This window comes from Streptococcus sp. NLAE-zl-C503 (assembly GCF_900104285.1).
Taxonomy (GTDB): domain Bacteria; phylum Bacillota; class Bacilli; order Lactobacillales; family Streptococcaceae; genus Streptococcus.
Map to the genome: position 1 here is coordinate 80,249 of NZ_FNJT01000003.1, position 11,873 is coordinate 92,121.

14 protein-coding genes and 1 pseudogene are annotated in these 11,873 nt (G+C 41.5%); all 15 read left to right on the plus strand.

Annotated elements, in window-relative coordinates; translation table 11 throughout:
- Positions 1–158 precede the first annotated feature (158 nt).
- The gene (locus BLS46_RS06580) at positions 159–764 is read left to right on the plus strand and encodes a nitroreductase family protein (protein ID WP_093586457.1); all 606 of its coding nucleotides are present in this window, start codon (positions 159–161) and stop codon (positions 762–764) included.
- Between the two features lie 12 nt (positions 765–776).
- Complete coding sequence (gene pepV, locus BLS46_RS06585) at positions 777–2,177, plus strand: dipeptidase PepV (protein ID WP_093586459.1); 1,401 nt, start codon at positions 777–779, stop codon at positions 2,175–2,177.
- A gap of 53 nt (positions 2,178–2,230) precedes the next feature.
- Positions 2,231–2,815: a uracil-DNA glycosylase family protein gene (locus BLS46_RS06590; protein ID WP_093586461.1), complete on the plus strand. Its 585-nt coding sequence runs from the start codon at positions 2,231–2,233 to the stop codon at positions 2,813–2,815.
- 12 nt (positions 2,816–2,827) lie between these two features.
- Positions 2,828–3,319, plus strand: coding sequence for a prolyl-tRNA synthetase associated domain-containing protein (locus BLS46_RS06595; protein WP_093586463.1), 492 nt, complete (start codon positions 2,828–2,830; stop codon positions 3,317–3,319).
- A gap of 33 nt (positions 3,320–3,352) precedes the next feature.
- A pseudogene (locus tag BLS46_RS06600) lies at positions 3,353–3,562 on the plus strand (rhodanese-like domain-containing protein).
- 170 nt (positions 3,563–3,732) lie between these two features.
- On the plus strand, positions 3,733–5,058 hold the full coding sequence (gene brnQ, locus BLS46_RS06605) for a branched-chain amino acid transport system II carrier protein (RefSeq protein WP_180364064.1): 1,326 nt from the start codon (positions 3,733–3,735) through the stop codon (positions 5,056–5,058).
- A gap of 100 nt (positions 5,059–5,158) precedes the next feature.
- Positions 5,159–6,196 (plus strand): M42 family metallopeptidase, encoded by a 1,038-nt coding sequence (locus BLS46_RS06610; RefSeq protein WP_093586465.1) that lies wholly within the window; start codon positions 5,159–5,161, stop codon positions 6,194–6,196.
- Position 6,197: 1 nt separating this feature from the next.
- On the plus strand, positions 6,198–6,659 hold the full coding sequence (locus tag BLS46_RS06615) for an HIT family protein (protein WP_093586467.1): 462 nt from the start codon (positions 6,198–6,200) through the stop codon (positions 6,657–6,659).
- A gap of 14 nt (positions 6,660–6,673) precedes the next feature.
- A complete protein-coding gene (gene ldcB, locus BLS46_RS06620) occupies positions 6,674–7,390 on the plus strand; it encodes an LD-carboxypeptidase LdcB/DacB (protein WP_093586469.1) in 717 nt (238 codons plus the stop codon).
- A 122-nt stretch (positions 7,391–7,512) separates the two neighbouring features.
- Positions 7,513–7,938: a 50S ribosomal protein L11 gene (gene rplK / locus BLS46_RS06625; RefSeq protein ID WP_001085808.1), complete on the plus strand. Its 426-nt coding sequence runs from the start codon at positions 7,513–7,515 to the stop codon at positions 7,936–7,938.
- A 207-nt stretch (positions 7,939–8,145) separates the two neighbouring features.
- Positions 8,146–8,835 carry a 50S ribosomal protein L1 gene (gene rplA / locus BLS46_RS06630; RefSeq protein WP_001085675.1) on the plus strand — a complete coding sequence of 230 codons (690 nt, stop codon included), beginning with the start codon at positions 8,146–8,148 and terminating at the stop codon, positions 8,833–8,835.
- 73 nt (positions 8,836–8,908) lie between these two features.
- Complete coding sequence (locus tag BLS46_RS06635; RefSeq protein WP_093586471.1) at positions 8,909–9,346, plus strand: GNAT family N-acetyltransferase; 438 nt, start codon at positions 8,909–8,911, stop codon at positions 9,344–9,346.
- 118 nt (positions 9,347–9,464) lie between these two features.
- Entirely contained in the window at positions 9,465–9,977 is a 513-nt protein-coding gene (locus BLS46_RS06640) for an adenine phosphoribosyltransferase (RefSeq protein ID WP_001049316.1), read from the plus strand.
- Between the two features lie 186 nt (positions 9,978–10,163).
- Positions 10,164–11,108: a homoserine O-acetyltransferase MetA gene (metA, locus tag BLS46_RS06645; protein WP_093586473.1), complete on the plus strand. Its 945-nt coding sequence runs from the start codon at positions 10,164–10,166 to the stop codon at positions 11,106–11,108.
- Positions 11,109–11,116: 8 nt separating this feature from the next.
- On the plus strand, positions 11,117–11,794 hold the full coding sequence (locus BLS46_RS06650; RefSeq protein WP_093586475.1) for a DnaD domain-containing protein: 678 nt from the start codon (positions 11,117–11,119) through the stop codon (positions 11,792–11,794).
- Positions 11,795–11,873: the final 79 nt, after the last annotated feature.

Consider the following 11,873-nt stretch of genomic DNA (forward strand, 5'->3'; position numbering starts at 1 on the left):
GCTTTTTGATTGCTTCAAATCTAAAGCGATACCTACTTAAATAGCTCCAAATTAATAGCAGAGAGTTTGAAAGAAGTACTAATTCTATGAAAAATCCCTGCAAGCTCTTTCAAAATATGGTAGAATGGAAGCAGTAGAATTAGAAAAGGAAATCGATTATGAAATTTCTTGAATTGAATAAAAAACGTCATGCGACTAAGCATTTTATTGATAATCCTGTGGATCCAAAAGACGTTCGTACAGCTATCGAAATCGCAACCTTGGCCCCAAGTGCTCACAACAGCCAGCCATGGAAGTTTGTGGTTGTTCGTGAGAAAAATGCTGAATTGGCAAAATTGGCTTATGGTTCGAACTTTGAGCAGGTATCATCAGCACCTGTAACCATTGCCTTGTTTACAGATACAGACCTAGCTAAACGTGCTCGTAAGATTGCCCGAGTTGGTGGTGCTAACAATTTCTCAGAAGAGCAACTTCAATACTTTATGAAAAATTTGCCTGCTGAGTTTGCACGTTACAGTGAACAACAAGTCAGCGACTACCTAGCCCTCAATGCTGGTTTGGTTGCCATGAACTTGGTTTTGGCTCTTACAGATCAAGGAATCGGATCAAATCTAATTCTTGGATTTGACAAATCAAAAGTCAATGAGGTTTTGGAAATTGAAGACCGTTTCCGCCCAGAACTTTTGATCACAGTGGGTTACACAGACGAAAAATTGGAACCAAGCTACCGCTTGCCAGTAGATGAAATCATTGAGAAAAGATAGAAAGAAGAAAAAATGACAGCAATTGATTTTACAGCAGAAGTAGAAAAACGCAAAGAAGACCTATTGGCTGACTTGTTTAGCCTTTTGGAAATCAACTCAGAACGTGATGATAGCAAGGCGGATGCTGAGCATCCATTTGGACCTGGGCCAGTAAAAGCCTTGGAAAAATTCCTTGAAATCGCAGACCGCGATGGCTATCCAACTAAAAATGTTGATAACTACGCAGGACATTTTGAGTTTGGTGATGGAGAAGAAGTTCTCGGAATCTTTGCCCATATGGACGTGGTGCCAGCTGGTAGCGGTTGGGACACAGACCCTTATACGCCAACTATCAAAGATGGACGCCTCTATGCGCGTGGAGCATCTGACGACAAGGGCCCCACAACAGCTTGCTATTATGGTTTGAAAATCATCAAAGAATTGGGCCTTCCAACTTCTAAGAAAGTTCGTTTTATTGTCGGAACAGACGAAGAATCAGGCTGGGCAGATATGGACTACTACTTCGAGCACGTAGGACTTGCAAAACCAGACTTCGGTTTCTCTCCAGATGCTGAATTTCCTATCATCAACGGTGAAAAAGGAAACATCACAGAATATCTTCACTTTGCAGGTGAAAATACTGGTGCAGCTCGTCTTCACAGTTTTAAAGGTGGCTTGCGTGAAAACATGGTACCGGAGTCAGCGACAGCAGTCGTTTCAGGTGACCTGGCTGACTTGCAAGTTAAACTAGATGCCTTTGTTGCAGAACACAAACTCAGAGGAGAAATTCAAGAAGAGGCTGGCAAATACAAGGTGACCATCATTGGTAAATCAGCTCATGGTGCTATGCCTGCTTCAGGTGTAAATGGTGCGACCTACCTTGCCCTCTTCCTCAGTCAGTTTGACTTTGCAGGACCAGCCAAAGACTACCTCGATATCGCTGGTAAGATTCTCTTGAATGACCATGAGGGTGAAAATCTCAAGGTTGCTCATGTTGATGAAAAGATGGGTGCCCTTTCTATGAATGCGGGTGTTTTCCGCTTTGACGAAGCAAGTACTGATAATACCATTGCCCTCAACTTCCGTTATCCAAAAGGAACAAGTCCAGAACAAATCAAATCAGTTCTTGAAAACTTGCCAGTTGCTTCTGTTAGTCTTTCTGAACACGGTCACACCCCTCACTATGTGCCAATGGAAGATCCACTCGTTCAAACCTTGTTGAATGTCTATGAAAAACAAACTGGTCTTAAAGGTCACGAGCAAGTCATTGGTGGTGGAACCTTCGGCCGTTTGCTAGAACGTGGTGTTGCCTACGGTGCTATGTTCCCAGATTCTATTGATACCATGCACCAAGCCAATGAATTCATCGCCTTAGACGATCTCTTCCGAGCAGCAGCAATCTATGCAGAAGCTATCTATGAATTAATCAAATAAAACGATAGAAGTCTGAGATTTTATGCTTGGGCTTCTTTTTGGAGGGAAAACAGATGTCTCAAATCGAAAGAATCAAGCAGGCCATTATGGTGGATCCACAGAATGCCAGCTACACAGAACGCGGAATCGAACCTCTCTTTGCGGCGCCAAAGACTGCTCGCATCAATATTGTCGGACAAGCTCCGGGCTTTAAAACACAAGAAGCTGGGATTTATTGGAAGGATAAGAGTGGTGATCGTCTGCGTGAGTGGTTAGGTGTTGATGAAGACACCTTTTACAATTCAGGGTTGTTTGCAGTTATCCCCATGGATTTCTATTTTCCAGGGCATGGAAAATCAGGCGACCTTCCACCGCGTAAAGGTTTTGCCGAAAAATGGCATCCCCAACTCTTGCAAGAATTACCCGATATCCAATTAACTCTTTTAATCGGGCAGTATGCCCAAGCCTACTATCTAAATGAGAAAGTCAGTGGCAAGGTAACAGAGCGGGTAAAACACTACAAAGACTATTTGCCAGAATATTTTCCTCTAGTTCACCCTTCTCCTCGTAATCAAATCTGGATGGCTAAGAATCCTTGGTTTGAGTCAGAAGTGGTGCCAGATTTGAAAGCATTGGTACAAAAGATTATTCATCAATAACGGAGAAAAACTATGGATGCTTATCAACAAGTGGCTAATAAGTTGCAAGAGTTGGGAATTACCTTTGATGTGGTGGAGCACCCACCTGTATTTACGACAGAGCAGGCAGATAGCTATATTGAAGGAATGGAAGGAGTCCGGACTAAGTCCATGTTTTTGACCAATAGAAAGAAAACCCAGTACTATCTGCTCATCATGGACGACAAGAAACGATTGGATATGGATGACTTTAAAGTTCAAGTGGGAGCCGATCGGATTCGAATGGCCTCATTGGACTCCTTGGCTGAGAAAATGACCCTACCAGCAGGAACGGTATCGCCTTTTGGTTTGTTAAATAATGAAGAAAAAGATATTCTAGTTTATTTTGATAAGGACATTGTATCGGAGGATATCATGACTTTCCATCCCAATACTAATGAAAAGACCATCTTTATCAAAAGCAAAGACTTGTTCCGATTTTTAGAGTCGATTGGATTTACCTATGGGGTTTTAATCTTGCCTTAATGGCATCAAAAAAGGAGAAAAAGAACGGAAGAAATTTCCTTTGTCGCATTTTACTAGTTTTACCAAAACTATCAACTTTCTCTAGTAGATGTGAGAGAAGTGGAAGAGTTGGACAATGAGCAGTTGCATTATGTCATTTGTAAATCAGGGATGAGATCAGCTTGTGCTTACCAGTTCTTGGAGGAGCATGGATATAAGGCCATCAATGTTCAAGGTGGCATGACGGCCTTTGAAAATCTTTAAAATTTTGTATTTCTCTTACTTGGTGTGGACTAGGTAGGAGAAATTTGTTTTTAGATAATTCTTATTTTTAAAAATATTGAAAACATTCAATGATTAATTTTGGATGCTTTTTTCAAAGTCCTAATCATGGTATACTAGGTCAGTATTTTAGAAATATGAAGGAGATTTTTATGGCTAAAAAAGGTGCCCTAACAGGCTTGCTCCTGTTTGGAATATTTTTTGGTGCGGGGAACTTGATTTTTCCGCCTTCTCTAGGTGCCCTATCTGGAGAACAGTTTCTTCCTGCCATCGCAGGTTTTGTATTTTCGGGTGTCGGGATTGCTGTCCTAACGCTCATCATCGGAACGCTAAACCCTAAAGGTTACATTCACGAGATTTCTAAGAAAATCTCACCTTGGTTTGCGACGCTTTATCTTGCAGTCCTCTATCTATCGATTGGCCCCTTCTTTGCCATTCCGCGTACAGCAACAACAGCTTACGAGGTCGGTATCAGCCCCCTCTTGTCTGAAGCAAATAAAGGGCTTGGCTTGATTATCTTTACCGTACTGTACTTTGTCGCAGCCTATCTGATCTCGCTCAATCCATCAAAGATTTTGGATCGTATCGGACGAATCTTGACGCCAGTCTTTGCTTTGTTGATCGTTATCTTAGTTGTGCTAGGTGCCTTTAAATATGGTGGAACAAATCCTCAAGTAGCTTCAGAAGCCTATCAAGCATCTGCTTTCGGAACAGGTTTCCTAGAGGGGTATAACACCTTGGATGCCCTTGCCTCAGTGGCCTTCAGTGTCATCGCTGTTCAAACCTTGAAACAACTTGGATTCTCCAGTAAGAAAGAATACATTTCAACTATTTGGGTGGTTGGTATCGTTGTAGCTCTTGCCTTTAGCGCTCTCTACATCGGTTTAGGATTCCTTGGAAATCACTTCCCAGTACCAGCAGAAGCGATGAAGGGTGGAACACCAGGTGTTTATATCTTGTCGCAAGCAACTCAGGAAATCTTTGGTTCAACAGCTCAACTCTTCCTTGCTGTTATGGTAACTGTAACCTGTTTCACAACGACGGTTGGCTTGATTGTGTCGACAGCAGAGTTCTTTAACGGACGTTTCCCACAAATCAGCTACAAGGTCTATGCAACTGCCTTTACATTGATTGGGTTTGCAATTGCAAATCTTGGTCTTGATGCAATTATTAAGTATTCAGTTCCAGTACTGGTAATCTTGTACCCAATCACCATTGCCATTGTGATGATTGTGATTGTTAATAAGTTTGTCGCCCTATCAAAACCGGGTATGCAACTAACAATGGGAGTTGTCACAGTAATCGCTGTTGCAAGTGTTCTTGGAAGCTCCTTTAAAATTGAGTTTCTAGCAAATCTTGTGAATGCTCTACCTTTTGCAGCCGCCTCTCTACCATGGTTGGTGCCAGCAATTATCGGAATCTTGCTTTCATTGATCCTTCCGAACAAGCAAGAAAGCGATGTTTTTGAAATGGAATAAAAAATAGAAATCACTTTTGTAAGTCAACTCTACAGGAGTGATTTTTCTTTTTTCCTCTCTACTGAAATGTGCTATAATAGGTAGCAAAAGAGGTGAAGAAATGAATCAAACTGTAAACTATATCAAAGAATTAACCGCTATTGCATCTCCAACAGGCTTTACTCGTGAGATTTCAGACTACCTAGTCCATACTTTAGAAGAGCTTGGTTACCAGCCGGTTCGTACAGCCAAGGGCGGTGTCAATGTGACCGTTAAAGGTCAAAATGATGAGCAACAGCGCTATGTGACTGCCCACGTGGATACGCTGGGTGCTATTGTCCGTGCTGTCAAACCAGATGGCCGTCTCAAATTGGACCGTATCGGTGGTTTTCCTTGGAACATGATTGAAGGGGAGAACTGTACGGTTCATGTGGCTAGCACAGGTCAAAAGGTATCTGGAACCATCCTCATCCACCAGACTTCTTGCCATGTCTACAAAGATGCTGGAACTGCTGAACGCACGCAGGACAATATGGAAGTGCGTTTGGACGAAAAAGTGACCAATGAAAAAGAAACGCGTGCCTTGGGTATTGAGGTTGGAGACTTTATTAGTTTCGATCCGCGAACAGTTGTGACGGAAACTGGTTTTATCAAGTCTCGCCACTTGGATGACAAGGTCAGTGCAGCCATTTTGCTCAATCTCCTTCGAGTTTATAAAGAAGAAGGAATCGACTTGCCGATGACGACACATTTTGCCTTTTCAGTGTTTGAAGAAGTGGGTCATGGAGCTAATTCCAATATTCCTGCTCAGGTAGTAGAATATTTGGCTGTGGATATGGGAGCTATGGGCGATGATCAACAGACAGATGAGTATACAGTGTCTATCTGTGTCAAGGACGCTTCAGGTCCCTACCACTACGACTTCCGTCAACACTTAGTAGCTTTGGCGAAAGAGCAAGATATTCCATTTAAACTGGATATCTATCCATTTTATGGATCGGACGCTTCAGCAGCAATGTCAGCAGGAGCCGAGGTCAAACATGCCCTCCTTGGAGCTGGTATTGAGTCCAGTCACTCTTACGAACGAACACACATTGATTCAGTAGTGGCGACTGAGTGTATGGTTGATGCCTATCTCAAGAGCGAGGCGGTATCATAGAATGTGCTTAATCTGTCAGAGAATTGAACTCATCAAAGCTGGGGAAAATCCCTACTTTGTCAAAGAACTAGAAACAGGCTATGTGGTTATTGGAGACCACCAATACTTTAAGGGCTATACCTTATTTCTGGCAAAAGAGCATGTCACAGAACTCCACCAAATGGAGACTTCTGTAAAACTTCGTTTTCTAGAGGAAATGAGTTTGGTTCAAGAAGCTGTTGCCAAAGCGTTTAAAGCTGAAAAGATGAACATCGAACTTCTAGGAAATGGAGATGCCCACGCTCACTGGCACCTCTTTCCAAGACGGTCAGGTGATATTAAGGGTCACGGACTTAATGGCCGTGGTCCAGTCTGGTGGGTGCCATGGGAAGAAATGGCGGCAGAAGATTGCCAAGTGAAATCCCATGAGTTGGAACAAATGATTAAAGCCTTATCCGATGAATTAGAGAAGCACTTGGTCTAAGAGAGGAAGAAAAAATGAAAAAAAGATACATCGTTTTATCTGGTTTACTAGCATTAACCCTAGCAGCATGTTCTCAGGAAAAACCTAAAAATGAAGAAAACACTCAAAAGACGGAGCAAACTAGTCAACCTGAGGGAACTGTAGGGAGCAAATCTCAAGCCTCTAGTCAGAAGAAGGCGGAGGTTGTGAATAAGGGAGACCACTATAGTATCCAAGGGAAGTACGATGAAATCGTTATAGCTAATAAGCACTATCCTTTGTCAAAAGACTATAATCCAGGAGAAAATCCAACAGCTAAAGCAGAGTTGGTCAAACTCATTGCAGCAATGCAAGCAGCTGGCTACCCAATCAGCGATCACTACAGTGGTTTTAGAAGTTATGAAACCCAAACCAAACTTTATCAAGACTATGTGAATCAAGACGGTAAGGAAGCAGCAGATCGCTACTCAGCTCGCCCAGGATACAGTGAACACCAAACGGGTCTTGCTTTTGACCTTATCGGGACAGATGGTGATTTAGTTACTGAAGAAAAGGCAGCCCAGTGGCTCTTGGATCATGCGGCTGACTATGGCTTTGTTGTTCGCTATCTCAAAGGAAAGGAAAAGGAGACTGGCTACATGGCAGAAGAATGGCATCTTCGCTACGTTGGAAAAGAAGCCAAAGAAATTGCTGCAAGTGGTCTCAGTTTAGAAGAGTACTATGGCTTTGAAGGCGGAGATTATGTCGATTAAAAATGAAAGTTTTCTCTTGCATTTTTAGATAAATAGTGTATAATGGAAAGGTATGTGTAAAGCATACTTGTGGGAGGTAAAAATCTTTAATTACCGCCAAAACCACAAAGGAGGATTTAAAAATGGCTAAAAAAGTCGAAAAACTTGTAAAATTGCAAATCCCTGCTGGTAAAGCTACACCAGCTCCACCGGTTGGACCTGCTCTTGGTCAAGCTGGTATCAACATCATGGGATTCACAAAAGAGTTCAACGCTCGTACAGCTGACCAAGCTGGTATGATCATTCCAGTTGTTATCTCAGTATACGAAGACAAATCATTTACTTTCGTTACAAAAACACCACCAGCTGCTGTTCTTTTGAAAAAAGCTGCAGGTGTTGAAAAAGGATCAGGTACACCTAACAAAACTAAAGTTGCTACAGTTACTCGTGCACAAGTACAAGAAATTGCAGAAACTAAGATGCCAGATTTGAACGCAGCAAACATTGAGTCTGCAATGCGTATGATCGAAGGTACTGCTCGTTCTATGGGATTCACTGTTGTTGACTAATCAATAACACAGTAGAAAATCTCACAGCAGTCTATTAGTTGCTTTTCATACTAGGCAAGTGACTGATGCTTGTACTTGGGTACAGCAAAGGAACTTAACGAAGTAGGAAAAGGAAAATAATAGACTGAAAACCCGCAAGACTTCATCATTTCGAGGAGTGACGTGGGAGATGAAAATCGATTGAACCACTTACAAGGAGAATAGAAAATGGCTAAAAAAAGCAAACAACTTCGTGCTGCTCTTGAGAAAATCGACAGCACAAAAGCATACAGTGTAGAAGAAGCTGTAGCACTTGCAAAAGAAACTAACTTTGCAAAATTTGACGCAACTGTAGAAGTTGCTTACAACTTGAACATCGACGTTAAAAAAGCTGACCAACAAATCCGTGGCGCAATGGTATTGCCAAACGGTACTGGTAAAACTTCACGCGTTCTTGTTTTCGCACGTGGTGCAAAAGCTGAAGAAGCAAAAGCTGCTGGTGCAGACTTCGTTGGTGAAGATGACCTTGTTGCGAAAATCAACGACGGTTGGTTGGACTTCGACGTAGTTATCGCTACACCTGATATGATGGCTCTTGTTGGACGTCTTGGACGTGTCCTTGGACCACGTAACTTGATGCCAAACCCTAAAACTGGTACTGTAACAATGGATGTTGCTAAAGCAGTTGAAGAGTCTAAAGGTGGTAAAATCACTTACCGTGCTGACCGTGCAGGTAACGTTCAAGCAATCATCGGTAAAGTATCATTTGAAGCTGAAAAATTGGTTGAAAACTTTAAAGCTTTCAACGAAACAATCCAAAAAGCAAAACCAGCTACAGCTAAAGGAACTTACGTAACAAACTTGACAATCACAACTACTCAAGGTGTCGGTATCAAGGTTGACGTGAACTCACTTTAATCAACTAGAATCTCTGGCTTCGGTCAGAGTTTTTTTATTCAAATCTATCAATAAAGGATTGGAGGAAATAAAAGTGTTGAGAGAAGCTGTACAGGAGGATTTATTTGAGTTATTAAATCTCTACCTGTCCTTACATGAGAAAGAGATTCCAGAAGATAGTTTTCATTTGCAGCAAGTATGGAGTGAGATGATTTCTGACCTGCACCATCATGTTATCGTAAAGGAGGTGGAAGGAAGAATGGTCTCCTCCTGTATTTGTGTCATTATTCCCAATTTGACAAGAGGTGTGAGACCCTATGCTTTGATCGAAAATGTGGTAACTAGAGAAGAAGATAGAGGGAAGGGCTATGCGAGCGCTTGCCTTGAATATGCTAAACAGATAGCTAAAGAGGAAAATTGTTATAAGATGATGCTCCTGACAGGTTCTAAAAATGAAAGTACTCAGAATTTTTATAAAGGAGCTGGTTATAATAGTGAAGATAAAACAGCCTATATTCAATGGTTGGATTAAAGCTTGAATCTCAAATAGTCAGGATGAAATCATGGAGTAGCAAATAAAAATCTTCTATTTCTTCTTTCACAGAAAATGTGGTATAATAGAGAGTAAAAACTTTGAAAGAAAGAAAAAGATGAATTTAAAAGATTATATCGCAACGATTGAAAACTATCCTAAAGAAGGCATCACCTTCCGTGATATCAGCCCTTTGATGGCAGATGGTAATGCCTATAGCTACGCTGTTCGTGAAATTGTTCAGTATGCAACAGACAAGAAGATCGACATGATTGTGGGTCCAGAGGCTCGTGGATTTATTGTTGGTTGCCCAGTTGCTTTTGAGTTGGGAATTGGCTTTGCTCCTGTTCGTAAACCAGGGAAACTGCCACGTGAAGTCATTTCTGCTGATTATGAGAAAGAGTACGGTATTGATACCTTGACCATGCATGCTGATGCGATTAAACCAGGTCAACGCGTTCTCATCGTAGATGATCTCTTGGCAACAGGTGGAACTGTCAAGGCAACAATTGAGATGATCGAAAGACTTGGTGGAGTTGTGGCAGGTTGTGCTTTCTTGATTGAGTTGGATGAGCTTAAAGGCCGTGAAAAAATCGGAGATTACGATTACAAGGTACTTATGCATTATTAATGAAAAACAGTCCTTGGGGCTGTTTTGTCTTCATCTGCTATATAAATTAACTATAGCTAGTTAGAGAAAAACTATAATTGAAAACTATATCTTCATACAGTATAATAAAGGGAAGAAGTATTTGGAGGTTTTTACTTTCAAACAGACAACATCATTCCCGAAATAGAGAACTGTTAGGAGGGTATTATGCCGATTCGAATTGATAAAAAATTACCAGCTGTGGAGATTTTAAGGACAGAAAATATCTTTGTTATGGATGACCAACGGGCTGCTCACCAAGATATTCGCCCCTTGAAGATTTTGATTTTAAATCTCATGCCTCAAAAAATGGTAACAGAAACGCAACTCTTACGGCATTTGGCTAATACCCCTTTGCAATTGGATATTGATTTCTTATATATGGAAACACATCGTTCCAAGACGACTCGTGCCGAACATATGGAAACCTTCTATAAGACCTTTCCAGAGGTCAAGGATGACTTTTTTGATGGAATGATTATCACAGGAGCACCCGTGGAGCACTTACCTTTTGAGGAGGTGGACTACTGGGAGGAGTTTAAACAGGTCATCGAATGGTCCAAGACGCACGTTTTTTCTACCCTACATATCTGTTGGGGTGCCCAAGCAGGTCTTTATGCTCGCTATGGAGTTGAAAAACACCAGATGGACCAGAAACTGTCAGGCATTTACCCGCAGGATACCTTGAAAGAGGGGCATCTTCTCTTTCGTGGTTTTGATGATCGCTATGTAGCTCCCCATTCACGTCATACAGAAATCTATAAGGAAGAGATATTAGGAAAAACCAATCTGGAAATCCTCTCTGAGGGAGAACAAGTCGGAGTTTCTATTTTAGCCAGTCGGGATCTTCGTGAGATTTATAGTTTTGGTCATTTAGAATATGACCGTGATACTCTAGCAAAAGAGTATTTTCGTGATTGTGAGGCAGGACTTAATCCTCACATTCCAGAAAATTACTTCAAAAATGATGATGTGAATGAGAAACCGTGTCTTTGTTGGTCTTCATCAGCTGCCCTCTTTTTCAGTAATTGGGTTAACTATGCTGTTTATCAGGAAACTCCCTTTGATTGGAAAAAGGTAGAGGACGATGCGGCTTCATTTGGATATTTATAAGAGGAATTATGACATATTTTGACGCTTTTAAATCAGGGAACTTGGTTTTGCCAAGTGCCCTGCTCTTGCATTTTAAAGAACTCTTTCCTTCTAGTGATGATTTTCTCGTCTGGCAATTCTTTTATCTGCAAAATACATCTGCTTTGGATGAGCTATCGCCAAGCCAAATTGCAGAAACTATTGGAAAAGAACTTGCAGATGTCAACCAATCCATTTCGAATTTGACTGAAAATGGTTTGCTACAATATCGGACCATTGAACTAAATGGGGAAATTGAGCTGATTTTTGATGCTAGTTTGGCTTTTGAACGCTTGGATAGCTTGCTAGATACCCAAGCTCCAGCTACAACTGCCCCAAACCCGCAGAATCAGTTGAAGGATCTGGTTGAAACTTTTCAGCAGGAATTGGGACGCTTATTAACACCATTTGAAATCGAAGATCTTTCTAAGACGGTCAAAGAAGACAGAGTTAAGGCGGATTTAATCAAGGAAGCTCTCCGAGAGGCCGTTCTCAATGGCAAGCCAAACTGGAAATATATTCAGGCAATCTTACGAAACTGGCGCCATGAAGGCATTCAATCTGTTGCCCAAGTAGAGGCCAAACGAGCAGAGCGAGAGGCTAACAATCCCAAACAAGTTCAAGCTTCGGCTGATTTCCTCGATGCCATGAATTTGTGGCAAGATTAGTCGCTTGAAAACTCTTGAAAATTAGAGTAAGGTTTGCAAGCTCCTTATAAATATGATAGAATAATAGTGAATAAAATGA